This is a genomic window from Cupriavidus sp. C1SS-2L (genome assembly GCF_057073735.1).
Map to the genome: position 1 here is coordinate 779459 of NZ_CP172709.1, position 18607 is coordinate 798065.

15 protein-coding genes are annotated in these 18607 nt (G+C 65.2%); 12 read left to right on the forward strand and 3 right to left on the reverse strand.

The annotated features are described in order from the left end of the window. Positions 1-93 precede the first annotated feature (93 nt). Positions 94-2106 (forward strand): alkaline phosphatase D family protein, encoded by a 2013-nt coding sequence (locus ACIGJG_RS21325; protein WP_011301597.1) that lies wholly within the window; start codon positions 94-96, stop codon positions 2104-2106. 26 nt (positions 2107-2132) lie between these two features. Here the strand turns inward: ACIGJG_RS21325 and ACIGJG_RS21330 are convergent, their stop codons facing one another. Further along, positions 2133-2849, reverse strand: a complete 717-nt coding sequence (locus ACIGJG_RS21330) for a TetR/AcrR family transcriptional regulator (RefSeq protein ID WP_011301596.1) — start codon at positions 2847-2849, stop codon at positions 2133-2135. Between the two features lie 208 nt (positions 2850-3057). Between ACIGJG_RS21330 and ACIGJG_RS21335 the strand changes: the two genes are divergently transcribed. From ACIGJG_RS21335 to ACIGJG_RS21370, 8 genes are all read left to right on the forward strand, one after another. After that, the gene (locus tag ACIGJG_RS21335) at positions 3058-4344 is read left to right on the forward strand and encodes an alpha/beta fold hydrolase (RefSeq protein ID WP_483673884.1); all 1287 of its coding nucleotides are present in this window, start codon (positions 3058-3060) and stop codon (positions 4342-4344) included. Positions 4345-4388: 44 nt separating this feature from the next. Then, positions 4389-5045 (forward strand): VOC family protein, encoded by a 657-nt coding sequence (locus tag ACIGJG_RS21340; RefSeq protein ID WP_011301594.1) that lies wholly within the window; start codon positions 4389-4391, stop codon positions 5043-5045. Then, entirely contained in the window at positions 5042-5314 is a 273-nt protein-coding gene (locus ACIGJG_RS21345; protein ID WP_483673885.1) for a hypothetical protein, read from the forward strand. Before ACIGJG_RS21340 ends, ACIGJG_RS21345 begins: the two co-directional genes overlap by 4 nt. Positions 5315-5329: 15 nt before the next feature. Next, entirely contained in the window at positions 5330-7027 is a 1698-nt protein-coding gene (locus ACIGJG_RS21350) for an AMP-binding protein (protein WP_483673886.1), read from the forward strand. Beyond that, the gene (locus tag ACIGJG_RS21355) at positions 7024-7782 is read left to right on the forward strand and encodes a maleate cis-trans isomerase family protein (protein WP_280640414.1); all 759 of its coding nucleotides are present in this window, start codon (positions 7024-7026) and stop codon (positions 7780-7782) included. Before ACIGJG_RS21350 ends, ACIGJG_RS21355 begins: the two co-directional genes overlap by 4 nt. A 10-nt stretch (positions 7783-7792) precedes the next feature. After that, positions 7793-8926 carry an FAD-dependent monooxygenase gene (locus ACIGJG_RS21360; protein ID WP_483673888.1) on the forward strand — a complete coding sequence of 378 codons (1134 nt, stop codon included), beginning with the start codon at positions 7793-7795 and terminating at the stop codon, positions 8924-8926. An 82-nt stretch (positions 8927-9008) separates the two neighbouring features. After that, positions 9009-10415 carry an MFS transporter gene (locus ACIGJG_RS21365; protein ID WP_220630642.1) on the forward strand — a complete coding sequence of 469 codons (1407 nt, stop codon included), beginning with the start codon at positions 9009-9011 and terminating at the stop codon, positions 10413-10415. Positions 10416-10621: 206 nt separating this feature from the next. Further along, positions 10622-11479, forward strand: coding sequence for a GntR family transcriptional regulator (locus ACIGJG_RS21370; protein WP_220629951.1), 858 nt, complete (start codon positions 10622-10624; stop codon positions 11477-11479). A gap of 276 nt (positions 11480-11755) precedes the next feature. Here ACIGJG_RS21370 and ACIGJG_RS21375 read toward each other — a convergent pair whose 3' ends face one another. Further along, positions 11756-12214 carry a DUF6130 family protein gene (locus ACIGJG_RS21375; RefSeq protein WP_011301587.1) on the reverse strand — a complete coding sequence of 153 codons (459 nt, stop codon included), beginning with the start codon at positions 12212-12214 and terminating at the stop codon, positions 11756-11758. Positions 12215-12480: 266 nt separating this feature from the next. Between ACIGJG_RS21375 and ACIGJG_RS21380 the strand changes: the two genes are divergently transcribed. Beyond that, positions 12481-13488 (forward strand): alpha/beta fold hydrolase, encoded by a 1008-nt coding sequence (locus ACIGJG_RS21380; protein ID WP_140951618.1) that lies wholly within the window; start codon positions 12481-12483, stop codon positions 13486-13488. 237 nt (positions 13489-13725) lie between these two features. Then, on the forward strand, positions 13726-14814 hold the full coding sequence (locus ACIGJG_RS21385; protein ID WP_220629953.1) for a helix-turn-helix transcriptional regulator: 1089 nt from the start codon (positions 13726-13728) through the stop codon (positions 14812-14814). On the opposite strand, the gene ACIGJG_RS21390 is transcribed toward ACIGJG_RS21385, so the two are convergent. Then, positions 14799-15629: an avidin/streptavidin family protein gene (locus ACIGJG_RS21390; protein WP_011301584.1), complete on the reverse strand. Its 831-nt coding sequence runs from the start codon at positions 15627-15629 to the stop codon at positions 14799-14801. The two genes, ACIGJG_RS21385 and ACIGJG_RS21390, sit on opposite strands and share 16 nt — an antisense overlap. Positions 15630-15858: 229 nt before the next feature. Between ACIGJG_RS21390 and ACIGJG_RS21395 the strand changes: the two genes are divergently transcribed. Then, positions 15859-18534, forward strand: a complete 2676-nt coding sequence (locus ACIGJG_RS21395; RefSeq protein ID WP_140951622.1) for a winged helix-turn-helix domain-containing protein — start codon at positions 15859-15861, stop codon at positions 18532-18534. The last annotated feature ends 73 nt before the right edge of the window (positions 18535-18607 follow it).

An 18607-nucleotide genomic window follows, 5' to 3' on the forward strand; every position in this document is an offset into this window, starting at 1 on the left:
ATAACGCGCCTTCTCACGAACCGGAGGACTTGATCAGCATTGCCCTAGTATCCAGATGCCACCGCTTGCGGGACCACAACAAGGAGAAGCACCATGGACCGTCGCCAGTTCCTCAAGTGGGGGAGTTTCATGACTGTCTCGGTGGCAACCGGCGGGCTCGCCGGATGCGGTGGAGGTGGAGATTCCGATGGGGGGCCTACCGATACCGGCAACCCCGAGAACTTCAATTTCCTGCATGGCGTCGCCTCGGGCGATCCGAAGCCCGACAGCGTCATCGTATGGACGCGCGTCGAGGGCAGCAACGGGCAACGCCCCGTGGAAGTGCGGCTGCAGGTATCGACCCAACAGGACTTCGGCACGCTGCTGGTCAACCAGCGCCTGTCCGCATTGCCCGACTGGGACTACACGCTGCGCAACAAGGTGACGGGCCTTGCCGCAGCGACGCAGTACTACTACCGCTTCCTGCTCGGCGATCGGCCCAGCATGACCGGCCGGACACGCACCGCCGCCGCCGCCGGTACGCCGCTGTCGCAACTGCGCTTTGCCTTTGTCTCGTGCCAGAACTGGAACGTCAACCACTGGGCCGGCATGGAAGAGCTTGCCAACCAGGACCTGGAGTTCATTGTCCATGTCGGCGACTACATCTATGAAGCTGTACCGGGCGGCTCGCGCAATGGCAACGTGGAAGACCGGCACGGGGTACTGCAGCTTCCCAATGGCACTGGACTGCCGGACGGTTCCGTCTACGCGACCACGCTGGCCGATTACCGCTACCTGTACCGAAGCTACCGCAGCGACACGCGCCTGCAGGCGCTGCATGCCGCCTTCCCGATGATCGCGATCTGGGACGACCACGAGTTTTCCGACAACTGCTGGCAAGACCGCCAGACCTACAGCCCCAACGACGACATGACACCGCGCACGGCGCGGCGGCGCAGCGCCAATCAGGCGTGGTTCGAATTCCTCCCGGCTGATGTCACGATCGACCTCAACAATCCGTCGTTCCAGAACATACAGATCTACCGCTCCTTCACGTTCGGCAACCTCGCCACGCTGCTGATGACCGACGAGCGGCTGTACCGGGCCGACCACATCATTCCGGAGTCGTCGACTGGCGGCAACGTGGGCAGCAGACAGTTCGTTCCGGCCGGCAGACTTGCCTCAGCCGAAGCCGACAAGATGGCAGCCGCTGGCAATGCACTGACGCCGGTGTCCATGCTCGGTGACACGCAGCGCGCGTGGTGGCAGGACCGCGTGGGCGGCGCCAATACCACGTGGAAGCTGTGGGGCAACGAGCTTGCGATGCTGCGCATGCAAATCGACATGCCACAGGCGCTGGCCGACCTCATCTCCAGAGCGCTTGCGCAGGTCAACGGCGTACTCGCCCCGATCGTCGCCGACATGACGACCGCTCTCGCGAGCGACCTGCGCGGCGCGAGCGCGGCGGGGACTTACGTGGGACTCACCTACACCGCACTGCGCAACGTGGTGTCACGCGTCGGGATCAGCAGCGCGACCTTCGACGCGAATATCAAGCCGTTCATCGACAGCCGCCTGCCCCCGATCTGGCTGCTCGACCGCATCATCCTCAACGCGGACCAGTGGGACGGCTACAATGCCGAGCGCAAGAACCTGATGGCGTTCCTGAAGACCCACGGCATCAAGAACGTGGTGACACTGAGCGGCGATATCCATGCCTTCTTTGCGGGCCAGGTCATGGATGACTACGACGCCGCCACGCCGGCTCCTGTGATGGTGGACCTCGTGACGGCCGGGCTGTCGAGCAATTCGCTCCTTAGCGGACTGCGCCAAAGAATCGAGAACGACCAGACGTTCACCGCGGTGCGCGATCTCATCTTCAGCAACGTCGGCGGCACGCTGGTGAACACGCTGGATACCACGCTGCGCACGTTCAATCCCTGGCTGCGCCATGCCGAAACCAACGTCGAAGGCTATGCCCTGGTGACGCTGACACCCGACAAGCTCAGTTGCGCGTTCCACGTGATGAAGGAACTCCAGGGCACCACGGCACCGGCGCAGCCAGCCACGGCGAGCGTGAAGGTCTTTGAAGTGGCGTCAGGCGCCGTCGACGTTACCGCCGTGTAGAGCAGCTTCGGCGCGACCGCATTCATTCAGGCGTCAGTGCTGCCGCCGCGCCCGGCTGCCGGCGCTTCCAGGCTGCGCTCCAGCAGCGTCAGATCATCCCGCAGCATCTGCAGGATCGCAGCGGGCCCCGGCTTCTCCAAGGCGCGGCTGGCCGGCAGCTCCACCGAGCGCAGCGCCATGTCCGCGATCTGGCCCGCTACCTCGTCCATCGATACCTGTCCGGCAGGGTTGAACCACCACGCGGTCCAGTTGCACATGCCGATGATCGAGAATGCGGCGACCTTGGCGTCCACCACGCGAAAGGTGCCATGGTCGATGCCGAATTCGATTGCCTGCCGGAACTGTTCCAGCACCGCGCGGCGTGACTGCTCGGCCATCTTGCGCTGCTTGAGCGGCAGGTTGTTCTCGTTGCGCTCGACCACGCGGAACTGCAGCGGGTGCGACAGTATCAGCGTGGCGTGGCGCAGCACCAGGTGGCGCAGGATGCCGTCCGGCGTGCGCATGGCCTCGGGGATGGCCTCGGTGGCCAGCTGTGCCGCAGTGCGCGTGACCGCCGTGGTCAGCTCTTCGAGGATCGCTTCCTTGCTCTTGAAGTAGTAGTACAGCGCCGGACGGCTCAGTCCTACCGCGTCCGCGATGTCGTTGAGCCCGGTGCCATCGAAGCCGCGCTCGATAAAGAGGCGCGTTGCGACCTCCAGGATCGAGTCCCGCAGCGCGTCGCTCTTAGTCTGTGTCTTTGCCATGGACTGCCATTCAGTTTTTCGACGCAGGCGTCGACAAGCCACCACGATAAACAAAATGGCGGTAACACGCCACCCCGCGAGCCTGCCCGCCAGTCTCGGTGCACCTGTCTAGTGAATCAAGCGCCGCCCAGCAGGCCATTTCGACGCCTTCGCGAAAAAATTTACGCCTACGTCGAAAAATGGACTATTCTGTAAAAAACGGAGTGAGATGATGACAAGCCCCCAGACGCCCCCCAACGCTTCTCCCGCCGCACGCGGGCCGATTGCAGGTTTTCTGAACACCGACTGGAACCCCCGCGACGTGCCAGCCGGCACGGTCACGCGCAACGTCGTGCTGCGCACCGAGGACGGCGCGGCCACCGGTGGTTCGCTGTATGCCGCAGGCCAGCCCGACACGGTGGTCTGCATCATGCATCCGCGCGAGTTCATGGCCTGCCACTACCTGATTCCCGACATCGTGGAAGCCGGTTATGCAGCCTGGTCGCAATCGCCGCGCAGTGTCGGCAACGACCAGCGCATGGAGCACGAGTTCGCGCTCTATGACGTGGCGGCCGGCGTGCGATTCCTGCGTGAAGCGGGCTTCCGCAATATCGTGCTGCTCGGCAACTCGGGCGGCAGCGGCCTGTATGCGCTGTACGTCCAGCAGTCGAACATTGCACCCGAGGCACGCATTGCGCGGACGCCGGGCGGCCGCGCGACGAACCTTGCATCGGCATTGCTGCCGGCCGTGGATGGCGTGGTCTTCGTCGCACCGCATCCGGGACAAGGCATGCTGTTGCAGTCCTGCATCGACCCGTCCGTGACCGATGAGCGCGACCCGCTTTCCGTCGATGCTGCGCTCGATGCGTTCTCGGCGGCCAATGGATATGCGCCGGCTCCGCAGTCGTCCGCGTATCACGCCGACTTCGTCGCGAAGTACCGTGCCGCGCAAGAAGGACGCGTACAGCGTCTCGACCATCTTGCCAAAGCGATGATTGCCGAGCGCATGGACGCCCGTGCCGAAGTGAAGCGCAACCCGGGCACAGTCAGCGATGCCGTGCGCCGGCGCGCCGCCCACACGCAACTCTTCACCGTGTGGCGCACCGACGCCGACCTGCGCTGCTTCGATCTGTCGCTCGATTCGTCGGACCGCAAATACGGCTCGCTCTGGGGCTCTGATCCGTTTGCGTCCAACTATGGATCGGTTGGATTCGCACGCGTGTGCTCGCCCGAAAGCTGGTTGTCGACGTGGTCCGGCCAGTCGTCGAACGCCGCGCTGTCGCGCACGGCGCCTGCCATCCACCAGCCGACGCTGCTGATCGAGTACACGGCCGACCAGGCCTGCTTCCCCAGCGTCATCGCGGACATCTTCGAAAGCCTCGGCAGCGCCGGCAAACAGCATCACCGCGTGCGTGGCGACCACCACGGCCGCGCGCTTGCCAGCGGTGAGGAGCCCGGCCGCTACGCAGCGGGACGCTTGCTGCAGACATGGCTGCGCGAAACCTTCCCGCAGTAACGCCCTCAACACATACCGCCCCATTCCGATCCGGAGACACAACGATGTATGCAAGGACCGCCCCCCCCGACGCCGCCGCGCCGCTGCGCCTGCACGGTGTCGACCACACTGCCCGGCCCACCTGGCGCCTGAAGGAGACCGTCACGTTCTATCGCGACATTCTTGGGCTGCCGCTGATCCACACGATCTCGGCACGCGGCTGGGGGCCTTCGACGCACCCCGATTTCCTGCACTTTTTCTTCGACAGCGGCAAGGGCAGCACCATCGCATTCTTCTACTACCTTGGCAGTGACGCGCCCGAAGCGCTCGCGGGCCGCGACACCCGCCCGCCGCTGCCGGACGATCACGTGTTCGACGCGACCCACACGGCATGGCTGGTTGACACGCAGGAAGAGCTGCTGGCGTGGAAAACGCGCCTGGAAGCACGTGGCGTGGTGGTGTCCGCGGAAACCGCACACGAGGTGATCGAGTCGATCTACTTCCGCGACCCGAACGGCTACTTCATCGAGATCACGCGCAAGCTGCGGCCGCTGGCCGCGCTTGATGCGCGCGACGCCGATGCGACGCTAGCCGCCGCGATCGAACTGGAAGACGAAGCCCGTGCTGCGCAAAAGCGCGTGACGTCGATCGACGATATCTGGATGCGCAAGGCGGAGATTATTGGCCGTCGCCTCAACGTGGAGCAGGAGTGTCACGCATGAGCCAGTCCGCCCTGCGCATTTTTGTGCTGAACGTGCCCGAGTTCGCATCGCTGACGGAGGCCGCGCGCCGCCTGCCGGCATGCCGCCTCAGCGACGTTGGCGACTACACCGTGATCGCGTCCGATGAGCCGGTCGAGTTCGGGCGCCGCGCACTGGGCCTTAAGCCTGCTGTCTGGTATGGCCTCTTTACCGGCGGCCTCGACGGCAGGATCGAGCGATTCGACCGCGATATCGCGCGCATCGTGCCGCGCGATGCCGCGGCGCAATGAGTTCCGGAGGCCATCATGACCGGCATTCATTTCCCGATTGAAGGCGTGGCGTACTGCCCGCCGGCAGACGCTGAACGGTACTTCAGAAGCGGTGCATGGATCGACGACACGCTCGGCGGCGCACTGCGCAAGACCGCACGGCGCGCGCCGGACCAGGCCGCGTTCATCAGCGACGAGCGGACGATCACGTTTGCGGAACTCGATGCGCTCAGCGAGCGCCTCGGCGCCGCGCTGCACCAGCTCGGCCTGCTTCCGGGCGACCGTGCCATCTTCCAGATGGGCACCACGATCGACTCGGTCATCGCGCTGATGGGCTGCTACAAGGCAGGCGTCGTTCCCGTGTGCGCGGTGCCGCAATACCGTGAAGTCGAGATCGGCCAGCTTTCCGCGCTGTCGGAACCCCGCGCCTACTTCGTGCAAGCCGATTTCAGTGCATTCGACCTGACCGGCTTTGCCCGCGGCATGGCGCAGCGCCACCCGTCGATCGAACACCTGTTCGTCGCGCGGGGCGGCAGTCCTGCGGCACAGGGCCAGGTTGCCGAACATGGCATGGATGCGCTCATCGAGTCGATCCCTTACGAACAGGCTGTCGAAGTGCTGGCCGGCGTTCCGATCGGCAGCGAGGACGTGCTCAGCTTCCAGCTTTCCGGCGGCACGACCGGCGTACCGAAGATCATTCCGCGCTTTCATGCCGAATATATCGGCCATGCGCTGGCCTGCATGCGCCAGCTCGGCCAGACCGCGCAAAGCCGGCTGATCTGGTCGCTGCCGCTGCTGCACAACGCGGGACAGGTCTACGTGCTGGTGCCAGCGGTGGCGGGTGGCATGACGTCGGTGCTGATGCCGCGCGTCGATATCGCGCGGATGCTGGAACTGATCGAACAGCATCGCGTCACGCATGGCATGTCGATTGGCCCGGTCGCGCCGCAGATGATCGCGTACCAGGACATCGCGCGGCACGACCTGTCGTCGCTGGAGCTGTTCGGCACGATGACGCGCGCCGATGCGCTCGAAGCGCATCTCGGCGTGCCCTGCTTCAACCTGTTCGGCACCACCGAAGGATTGCTGCTCGGTGGCGGCGCGCGCTTCCCCTCCGCGATGCGACATCGCACCCAGGGCTTCTCTGGTTGCCCCGATGACGATCTCCGCCTGCTGGTGCCCGGCACGGACGAAGCTGCTGCACCGGGAACGCCGGGCGAACTCTGCTTCCGTGGCCCGTCGAGCCTGCGCGGCTACTACAAGGCGCCGGAGGCCACCGCGCAGTCCCTGACCGCGGACGGGTTCGTTCGCTCCGGCGACCTCATGACCGAGCACGTGATCGACGGCTACCGTTGCTTCGCATTTGAAGGCCGCCTGCGCGACAACGTGAACCGGGGCGGCGAAAAGATCGGCTCTGAAGAAGTGGAGGCGTATGTCAGCCGGCATCCGGCAGTCGCGGATGCCAAGCTCGTCGCGATGCCAGATCCGCTGTACGGCGAAAAGGGTTGCATCTACGTGATCCTGCGCGCGGGCCACGTAGCGCCCGATGTGACCGAACTCGCAGCATTCCTCGTAGAACAGGGACTCGCGAAATTCAAATGTCCCGAGCGAATTGAAGTTGTCGCCGAGTTTCCGGTGACGCGGGTCGGCAAGGTCGACAAGGCCGCCTTGCGCGCCATGGTCGCGCGCCAGCTTGAAAACGAAGCCACGGAATTGGGAAGGAAGTCAGCATGAAGAGCCGTACTTACCGAATCGGGCAGATCGTGCCCAGCTCCAACACCACGATGGAGACCGAGATTCCCGCCATGCTGCGCGCCCGGGAACAGATCCTGCCGGAGCGCTTCACGTTCCATTCGAGCCGCATGCGCATGCACCGCGTGGTGCGCGAAGAACTGGAGGCGATGAACCGCGAGGGCCTGCGCTGTGCCGCCGAACTGGCCGACGCACGCGTGGACGTGATGAGCACCGCGTGCCTGGTCGCCATCATGGCGATGGGTCCCGGCTATCACCGCCAGGTTGAACGGGACCTGCTGCGCGTGGCGCGAGAAAACCACTGCGAGGCACCGGTCATGACATCGGCCGGCGCGCTGGTGGCAGGATTGAAGGCGATGGGCGCGCGCCGCATTGCGCTGATGGCACCGTACATGAAGCCGCTGACGCAGGCCGTCGTGCAGTACATCGAGCATGAAGGCATCGAGGTGCTGGATGCGTTGTCGTTCGAAATCCCCGACAACCTCGAAGTCGGCCGCCGCGATCCCATGCAGTTGCTGGATGACGTCAAGCGGCTGAACACGGCCAATGCCGACGTCGTGGTGTTGTCCGCCTGCGTGCAGATGCCATCGCTGCCGGCCATCCAGGCCGCGCAGGATGCCATCGGACTTCCGGTCACGTCCACCGCGGTCTGCACGGTGCGCCAGATGCTCGAGCACCTGGACCTTGCCCCCATCGTCCCCAATGCTGGTGCGGTTCTGGCGCCGGCTAGCAAGTAAGAGGCTTACCATGAATGTCGTCGTCATCGGAGGCGGCCCCGCCGGCCTGTACTTCTCGCTGCTGCTCAAGCAGCGCCACCCGGAAGACCATATCGTCGTGCACGAGCGCAACGAAGCAGGCGCGACGTATGGATGGGGTGTCGTGTTCTCCGACATCGCGCTGTCGTTCCTGCAGGACGCCGATCCGGCGTTCTTCAAGAAGTTCACCGCACATCACCAGCGCTGCGACCATATGGAGGTGATCCACCGTGGCGTGGCGGTGCCGTTGCGCGGCAACCATTTCTCGCGTACCTCGCGCATCGACCTGCTGCGCGTGCTGCAGGACGCGTGTACCGAAGCTGGTGTCGAGATTCGCTACGGCAGCCGCGTGAACGATCCGGCGGAGTTGCCCGAGGCGGACCTGATCGTGGCGGCAGACGGCATCAACAGCGAGGTGCGCACGCGGCTCGCCGAACATTTCCAGCCGAGCTTCGAGGTTCGCCGCAACAAGTTCGCGTGGTATGGCACGCATCAGCTGTTCCATCCTGTTTCGCTGATCTTCCGCGAGACCGAGTACGGCGTGTTCATCGCGCACTCGTACCAGTACAGTGATGAACACTCGACGTTCCTGGTGGAGGTGGACCCGGATACCTGGCAGCGCGCCGGGCTGGACACGGCAACCGAGGAAGAAAGCCGCGCGTTCTGCGAGAACGTGTTTGCCGACGATCTCGGCGACCATGCACTGCTCGGCAATCGCTCGAACTGGTTCCAGGCCAGCGTGGTGCAGAACGCGCACTGGTCGCACGGCAAGGTGGTGCTGCTCGGCGACGCGCTGCGCAGCGTGCATTTTTCGCTGGGCTCAGGCACCCGCATGGCCATGCAAGATGCCATCGCGCTGTGCGATGCGGTCTGCTCGCATCGCGACGACGTGCCGGCTGCGTTCCGGGCATTCGAAGATTCCCGCCGGGACGCTTCGGCGAAGTTCCAGGACGCCGCCCGTCGCAGCCTGGACTGGTATGAGTCCGTCGACCGCAAGATGCATCTCGACCCCATCGCGTTCGCTTACGACTACATGCTGCGTACCGGCCGCGTGACGCACGAAGACCTGCGCGAGCGCGACCCCGAGTTCATCACCCGCGTGGAAGCCGCCGGCAACGCCGCGTAGTCCTTCACCGTCGCACAAACCCGTAGCACCCGCACAAGCCGCAGCATAGCGGCTGTGCGCTGACAACATCCCAGGAGACAACATGACCGCCCCATCCGCCCCCAACGGCGCGGCTCCCGCGCCTGCGCGCAACGCCGTCAACGTCCGCGAGTTCATCGACGCCGCGCGGCTTTCGCCCCTGCAGTTGCGCATCATGCTGCTGTGCTTTGCGATCGTCGCGCTCGATGGCTTCGACATCGCCATCATCGGCTTTCTCGCGCCCCATATCCGCAGCGAATGGTCGCTGTCCATGGTCGCATTGGGACCGCTGTTCTCGGCCGGCCTGCTCGGGCTGATGACCGGGGCCTTCCTCTGCGGCCCGCTGGCCGACCGCATCGGCAGGCGCCGCGTGCTGATCCTGTCGGTCGCCTGGTTCGGCGCGGCATGTGCTGCTTCCGCTGTGGCACCCGGCATCGGCTGGCTGATCGCGCTGCGCTTCCTGACCGGCCTTGGCCTTGGCGGTGCCATGCCCAATGCCATCACGCTGACGGCGGAGTTCAGCCCTTCACGTCGGCGGGGAACCTTGCTGACCGTGATGTTCTGCGGGTTCTCGCTTGGCTCGGCGATCGGTGGCGTGGTGACGGCCTACCTGATCGACCAGGTCGGCTGGCGTGGTGTGCTGGCGCTGGGCGGTGCGCTGCCGCTGGCGCTAGTGCCCGTACTCGCGCTGGCATTGCCGGAATCGGTGCGCTACCTCGCCACGCGTGAAGGCATGCAGGCGCGGATCGCCGCCATCCTGGCGCGCATCGACGCGCGCCGAATCACGGCCGACATGCACTACGTCGCCGACGAACCTGAAGGCCCTGGCTCGCCGGTCAGCCAGCTGTTCGCACCGCGCTACCGGATGGGGACGCTGTGGCTCTGGCTCGCATTCTTCTGCAGCCTGCTGTTGCTGTACCTGATGATCAACTGGCTGCCGATCCTGGTTCAGCGCAGCGGCCTTTCGCTGAAAGAGGCATCGATGCTTGCAGGCCTGCTGCAGGGCGGCGGCGTGCTCGGTGCCATCGTGCTGGGCATGCTGCTTGACCGGTTCAACCCGTATGCGGTGGTGGCCGGCGCCTACACGCTCGGCGCGATCTCGGTGGCATGCCTGGCTTCTGTGAGCGCACCGCTGGCGATGGCCGCGGCGATCTTCGTCACGGGCTTCTGCGTCAGCGGATCGCAAGTCTGCGCCAATGTGCTGGCGTCGGCGTTCTATCCGACGTCGAGCCGGGCAACCGGCGTGGCATGGGCGCTCGGCATCGGGCGCGTGGGCGCCATCGCAGGCTCCCTCGGCGGAGCCGTGCTGTTGTCGGCGGGATGGAGCAATGCCGCGCTCTATTTGCTGCTGGCGATCCCGGCCGTCGCCGCGGGGATCGGCATTTTCCGGGTCGGCCGCGTGCAGGTCGCCATAGGGGCCGAGGAGCGGGACACCACTTCGAACAATCCGCAGGACGTCGTGCAGGCCTGAACGCCCGGCAAATCGCTTCTTTTCAGGCGCGCCGGACATCACAGTCAGCGGCCACGCGTTTCCGGAAGTCCCACAGGGGCGCGATCCAGGCTTCACACCGGTCGCGGGTGAGTGCCCTGCCAAACACTGGGGCAAGCAGGTACTTGGGAGAACCAGCGCCCATCGACTAGCTTGAAAACCGTGGTTGCGTTTGCGGGGAGCCGGAAGTGAAGAGCATCATAGGGCGTCTGGCCACGATTGGGGCTGTGGCTTTCGCCGCGAGTCTTTGTGGTACAAGCGTCGCGCGCGCCTCGGACATCGACTGCAAATCGGCTGCCCAAGGTTCTTCGGTCCATTGTGAAGACCCGCATGGCGAAGGTATGCGTTGCAGCGTGGACACCAACGCGCCCCCATCGCGCGGGCGCCAAGCGCACCGGATCTGCGAGTCGGCCACGTTGGCGGCGCGCTACGAGCGCATCTACGCTGAACAGCAGAGGATGTTGCATAAAGGCACCATGCTGGACGCGGACGTTACAGCGTGGCGCGCCAAACGCGACGCCTGCGATTCGGTACGCTGCCTGGAAAGCCTGTTCGCCAGGTTCTGGCGGGAGCGAGATGCGATGCGAAACGCGCCGCGCCACCAGGTTTCACCACCCCCCGCTCCTACCGCTATGCCAGACTCGGTCAGGCATGAGCCGGTGCCGATGACTCCGCCGATACCGCAGGCGCAGGAAGCGCCAACGTCGACCCAGCCGCCTGCCACTCAGGCCACGCCAGAACCCACCGAGCTCACCCGCCCGAGCGCGCCGCCTATGGCAACACCGGCTGTCACACAAGCCCCTGCCAGCCCGCTCGCGAAGGACATGAACGACACTCCGGACCAACCTAAACCCGCCGCACTTGCTCTGGAGAGCCTGGCTTCCGGGCTTGCCATCCTGGGCGTGGGCGCGGGATTCCTATGGACTCGCCGTACCGCACGTGCACAGGATAGGCCGTGTGCCGCTGTCCCGGTGGCCATGGTTATCGCTTATGGCTTGCTCTTATTGAATGTACTGCTGCTGCCGTTCACGCTTGGATTGAAATAAGTGCGCGGGTCATGAGCGTGGCGCGGCCGCGTCTGAAACTGCCAAACGGTGCATGAACGGAAGGAAATCCAACGATCGCCTACGGGACCCGGGCGCGCGCGGAAGCCACCCGGCGCGCCATTCCGCTGTGCTTCGAGGGCGCCGAGCCCAATGTCTTCCACAAAACGGAGTGGGTGGATGCGGGACAGGTCCCGCAACTGTCTCCCACGATCTTCCTCGTCGAGCAGCCGCCGAACTCGGAGCATCCGCCTACATGCCTGCGTCCGTCGAGAATCGTCAATGCTGATGTGAAGACGGCGCACGCAGATCGGGAACCGTGACAGCCACCACTTCGGTCGCCAGGATCTTGTGATTGGGATCGGCAAGCTCCAGTCGGAGCTTGTGCGGTCCCGCCGGAAGGCCCACCACGATGACAGGATCCTCACTGGTATGCGCCCATGTGGCCGGGCCCTGATCGACAGTCACATGTAAGTGACCGACGCGCGGCGACACCTGCGCGGCAGCCTTGCCGAAGACGGGAATGACGCGGAAGTGCTCGGTCCGGAACTGGACGATCACGACACCGCGGGCCAGCGGCTCGGATAGCGGCGCGTACGCGAGCAGGCTGGGCGCCGGCTCTGATTCGAGCGGAAGAATTGCCGGCGGGCGGACGGTGTCTGGAGACGTCTGCGCAAAGGCCGTCACACAGAAGGCGGTGCTGACGGCGATCAGCAAATATCGGGGCAAGGTTCGCATGGTGTGTTTCCAATGAGGGACAAAGGTGCATTCACGTGTGATTCGGCGTGAATCGCACCGCTGCGAAGAATAGGCTCATGGAAACGCGGGCGTTGGGGCTTTTTGTACGCCAATGTATCAAGCGGGATTGGGAAACATGACGATACGTTTGGTGCATGCCGCTGCTACAGCCGCGACACATCCTGTTCCTTTAATGCTCGTCAGGCAGCCGACACTGTTCCACCGGAAAGCGTCTGCTGCCATCGGCTCACGAAAAGGCGACAGGCATGACAACGCAATCCATTTCTCATCGATCGATCCGGCTGGCAGGAACCGCCGCCGCGGCACTGCTCATGGGCACCACGGCAGGCCACGCGGCAAATAGCACGGCAGACAGCACCACAGCTCGCACGACAGGCGCGCAGGACATCCGGCCGGCACTGGACATTGGCCGGCTCGATATCAGTCCAGACATCCAGCTGCGGCGGATGGTGGTGCGCAATGCCAGCGCCAAGGGAACCGTGCTGCTCCTGCACGGCTTTCCGGAGACCGCGCTTGCGTGGCATGACATCGCGCTGAAGCTGGGCACCGACTATGAAGTCCATGCTTTCGACTGGCCGGGCTACGGCGAATCATCGCGTCCTTCCGCGGACAGGTTTTCCTATGCGCCACGCGACTACGCCAACATTCTGAAAAGCTATGTCGACGCCGCTGGCATCGACAAGCGCAATCTCGTGATCTATGCGACGGATATCGGCGCCCTGCCTGCGCTTCTTGCAGCGATCGACGACCCGGCCATAGCCAGGCGCATCATCGTTGGCGACTTCGCGCCGTTCAACCGGCCCCAATACATGCAGGAGCGCCTGCAGGGATTGAAAGACCCGAACACGGCGCCAGCCGTGCGGGCGGCCTTCAACCAATCACGCGACGAGATTCTGGAGAACGCCTTCACGCGAGGCCTCCCTGCCACCTCGCAATACAAGCTGAGCGCGGAGTACAAGGCCGATCTGGCCCGCGGCTGGCAGAACGGAACGCTGACATCGGCCGACGCGTTCTACCACTACTACGCTCACTTCACGCGTGACCAGAACGCCTTCGAGGCAACCCTTGCCAGGCTCCAGACACCAGTCAAGGTGGTGTGGGGTGAACAGGACATCTACATCCGAAAGGAAATGGGCGCGGAGCTTGCACAGAGGCTGAACGCGCCGTTGCACGTTTTGTCCGGCGTGGGGCATTACCCGCATCTGCAGCAGCCGGAACACACCATCGACGAAGTGCGCGCATCGTTCGAGTGAGCACCCGACGCCGCATCCGCCCGGCCTGCTTCGAGAACAAGCCGGGCGCTCGTCCACGCCCGATTGTTGCGCGGGCGCCATCCCCACAAGAGTAGGGAGCCCGGAATCGGGGCTCAGAATACGTCGGTCTGCTACGCTACCCCCAACTGCGAGAGCCCGCAGTCACGCCGTACCAAAAGCCTGGCGACCATGATCAGGCAAGGATATGAATCATCAGGCATAAGGGGGAGCCTAACCGTGCATGCGTCTGTCCAGTTCCACAGAGCCATGGAGGCAGTCGCGTGCATTGCCGACGAGACGCCGCCCTGGTCCGATATCCTGACCGTCACACGCGACCTGATCGGGGCCGATTCGGGCTCGCTGATCATGCTCGACGGTGACGGCGACCTGCTTCATGTCAGCCACATCGGGCTGGCCGACTCCACATTGCAAGCGTACGAGCAGCATTTTCACAAGGTGGATTTGCTCGCGCATGCCGCGGCAAGGCAGGACGCCGGCCAATGGATCGACACCGACGAAGCCATCGCGCGCCAGACGCTGCTGCGCTCGGAGTTCTATAACGACTACTTGCGCAAACACGGCCAGAACCAGATTGTCGGGCTGCTGCTGGAGCGCAGCAGCACGCGCATGACCGCGATGAGCTTCCAGCGCGCGACGATCGAGCCTGGCATTCGTGAGCGGCTGGGCAGCGGTCACATCGGCGAATATGTCCGTGCATTCCAGACAGCGCTGGCGCGAAAGCAGCAATTGATCGCCGAGGACGTCGGGCTTCTGGCGGAAACCTTCGATGCGTTCGGAGACGCAATCTGCCTGGTGTCACGCGGCGGCGCTGTCATTCGCATGTCGCCGCTGTGCGAAACGCTGCTCGACAACCGTCAGGGCCTGACTGTCAGGCGGGGCCGACTGTTCCATCCGAACGGTGCGGTGTACGCGCATCTGCTCGACAAGCTCGGCCTTGCGATTCAGGGCAAGATCCGCACGAAAGCAGTAGTCGGCCTGTCATCGGGAGATACGATTGTCGTCGATATCTCCCCGGCACCGAAGAAGCTGCAGATGGTTGGCGAACCGCTGGGGCTGGTACGCTTGCGCCGGAACACGGAAGGCCGGAACATCGATTTGTCCGCTCTGATCGCAACCTTCGGCATTACGCCGGCCGAAGCGCGCGTGCTGGCCGCACTGGTGAGTGGCCGTACGCCGCTCGAGTACGCAGCGGAACATGCGGTGTCCGAGAACACTGTTCGCAAGCAGATCGCCAGCCTGAAAATCAAGATGCACTGCAGCCGTGTTGTCGACCTGGTGCGAATGGCGATTCAGTCAGCGACCTGAGCAGGCATCTTGGCGTGGGCCCAGGCCTTTGGCAGCAGAAAGTACTCCACATGCGATGCGGAAGTCTGCGCGTAACGGTCGCCTGAAGTGGTGGATCGGCTTGACAGGCTGAACAGCTGGAGCGTGCCGCGCGCCGCATCGAGCGTGCCGGACATCGCCGCCACCGTGCCCGCGCCCGGATCGGCGACCGCCAGCGAGACGGCATGCCGCGAAACAGCGGTCCCGCTTCCACTGGTGATGAAACCCGTCACTGGCACTTCATGCCCTTTGCACGACAGCACGCCCGATACCTCGGCAAACCCCGCGTCAGGCAACAGGCCCGCAACCAGCTTCAACACCGTGCCGTCGCCACCGCACCATTCGCCAGCAAGAGGATGGTTCATGGTGGCAGCGGCAGGCCGCACGATCGCGGGCGCAGATGGCGGGTTGGCGCACCGCCGGTAACTCAGCTTGTCTATGTAGTGGCCCGCAGGCATCAGCCCGGGAAAATCGCCCGACGCCATCAGCAGATGGGACAAGGTCAGGACTTCCTCGCCATCCACCACGCTGAGCTGCCCGCTCAGGCCGGACGTCCACTGCCAGCTCGGATCGGCCTGCTCGCCGCCAAGCGAATGCCAGCAGATCGACAGCGCGACCGGCTGGCCGTGGTCCAAGCTGACTGCCTGCGCAGCGGCGAACCCCGCGACGAGATAGCTGCCGACAGAGCCGGTCGATGACCGGTAGAGGCCCCGCAAGGCTCCCGGGGCGACGCCGTCCCCGACCGAAAGGGTCATCAGCGACCCGTATTCGTTGCGCCATGTTCCAGCGATCGACATCCCGTTGTCTCCTCATGATCGGGGTGCGGACGGCGAGCACGTCGGCAACCGCATTCCCTGGCGAGCGCCGAGCATAGGCGAAGGAAGGGCAGCACGTCTTAGCACAGGCGGGTAGTCCGGGACCGGAAGGTTCGGGTGCCTACCCGAACGGGTAGTATCGTCAGGGAAGATGCTGAGGCAGGCGCTGCGCTGCCATGCCAAGCTCGCGGCACGACTCCCCCTCAGAATCATGCATACCGAAGACCGCGACGACGACAACCATGCCTGGATGTGGTTCGGAAAACTCGCGCCGCCGCATACGCAGCTCGAAACCGTACCGCGAGATGCCTTGCTGGCAGACATGCGCGGGCACGCCACATGTGCGCTTGCGCTACTGGTTTCCGCACCCGGTTTCGGCAAGACCACGCTGCTCTCGCAGTGGCGCAGGTGCCTGCTGCAGGCCTCGGACGGCGCGTGCGTCGCCTGGCTTTCGCTTGATGAAGCGGATGCCGAGGTCAACCGCTTTCTTGCCTACATGCTGCTCGCGCTGGAAGAGGCGGGGCTCGATATCGACGGCCTGTCCCCGCTGGCGCGTTCGCAGCGGCTTGACGAGCAGCCCCAGCGCACCGTGGCCGCGCTGCTGCAGGCACTGGCGCGGCACGGACGACCTGTGACGCTGATTCTCGACGACTACCATCGCGCGGAATGCGCCGCCGTTGACGAAGCGCTGCTGACGCTGCTCGAACGCGGTGGCCGCTGGCTGCGGCTCGTGGTGTCTTCGCGCAACCGGCCGTCGTGGCCCCTGGCGGCCCTGCGCGCGCGCGGACTGGTGCATGAACTCGATGCAGCGAGCCTGACGCTGTCGATGGCGGAAGCCAGCCAGATCTTCGGGGCTGCGCTGGAGGGACCGGCACTGGCCACGCTGCACGCCAAGACCGAAGGCTGGGCCGTGGCGCTGCAGCTTGCGCGGTTGTGGCTGGCACGCGGCAGCGGCTCGGCCTTCGGGTTGCCATCGTTCTCGGGCCGCGTGTCGGAGGTTGCCGAGTACCTTGCCGAGCAGATCGTCGACAACCTGCCGGCGGACTGCCGCGAGTTCCTGCTGGAAACGTCGCTGCTGGAACGCTTCAACGCCGACCTGGCCGACGTGGCGCGCGGACGCGACGACAGTGCCAGGATGCTGACCCGGCTCTCTCAGTTCGACGCGTTGCTGGTCCCGCTCGATCCCGGCCGCAGCTGGTTTCGCTATCACCTGCTGCTGGCCGACTTCCTGCGCGCGCGACTGCCTGCCGCGCGTGCCAGGGAAATCCATCGCGCCGCAGCGGGTTGGCTCGCGCGCAACGACGATCTGGTGCAAGCCGTCTCCCACGCGCGCGCCGGGGACGATACGGCCCTCGCACTGCGGCTCGTGGTCGACGCGGGCGGCTGGGAACTGGTGTTGCGCAAGGGCATCCGCTACACCGAGAACCTGCTGAGCCAGTTCGACGAACTGGCCACGCGCGCCGAGCCCGAGCTGACTCTGATGCATGCGTACCTTCAGGCCAAGCTCGGCAAGGAAGCGCTCGCGCTGGAACTGCTGCGGCTGGCGCATGTGGCAGCGCAGGATACGCCTGCGCTCAAGCGCGACTACGGCGCCATCGAAGCGGTGGTCCATGTCTACTTCGACATCTTTGACGATTACGAGCGCTGGCCCGTCAGCGGCAATGCCGCCCAGCAACGCATTCCGGACGACCCGCTGGCGCAGGGCATCCAGCTTTGCGCAAGGGCCGTGGGCTCGCTTGCATGGGGCCGCATGGACGATGTCATGCAGGCCGTTCGCGCGGCGCGCGTGCAGATGCAACTGATAGCAAGCCCACTCGGGGAAAACTACTGTCTGATGCACGAAGCGCTGGCGCTTGCCATGACGGGAGAGATGGCGTGCTCGCGCCAGCTCCTGAGCGACGCGCTCCGACAGGCCGAGGCGAACTTCGGCACGGACAGCTCGCTGAAGGGCATCGTCGGCTGCTTCTGGGCGCAGCACCTGTACTGGCAGGGCGAATGGAAAGAGACGCCGCCATGGATCCGCGACGGCAACGCGACGCTGGAACGGACCGATGGCTGGCTCGATGTGTTTGCATCCCATGCGGAGGTCGCGTGGCGCACCGCATTGCGCCTCGAAGGTCTGCAGCCGGCACTGTCCGTACTCGATGACGCCGCGCGCACCGGTCGCGAGCGCCACCTCGACCGGCTCGTGCATCTGGTGCAAGCGTGGCGCGTGGACCTGCTGTCGCAATGCGGACTCGCGGCACAGGCATTGCAGGAGGCCCGAGCCGCGGACCTCGAATCGGCTGCGGCGCACTCGCCCGTACCGGGCCTCGGGTGGCGGCGCCTGGAGGCAGTCACGCTGGCGCTCGCGCGGCTCGCGCTGGCAAACGGCGCCTCCGCGGCGGCGCAGGCACGCCTGGAAGCGGCAGCCGGCGTGTTCGAGCCGGCCGGCCTGATGCTGCCCGCGTGGCGGTTGCGGCTGCTCGCGCTGGTCGCGCGCCGCAAGGCGCAGGACGGCAACGTGGCACCCGCGCTCGTGGAGGCCGCCATGGCGCCCGTCGTCCGCTTCGGCTTGTCGGGGCTGCTGCTGGAGACAGGACCCGCGATCCTGCCGATCCTGCCGGATGCCAACAGCGAGGCGGGCCAGTCTCTTGGCGCTGCGGTATCGCAGCTGCGCGGCTGGCAGGCGCATCCGGTACGCCGGCGTGCGCAGTTCAGTGCCAAGGAGATGCAGGTACTCGCGCTGCTCGCGAGTGGCCAGTCCAACAAGGCGATCGCGCGCGGGCTCGATGTCTCCGAGAACACTGTGAAGTTCCACCTGAAGCAGATCTTCCAGAAGTTCGGTGTAGACAATCGAGCGGGGGCCGTGAGCCAGGCCATGCAGCAGGGACTGCTTTCGCCGTAGCAGGGCCCGAACGGACCGTCGCCCCGTTTCAGGGGTTGCCCTCACCAACCTACCCGGGCGGGTAGCCATCCGC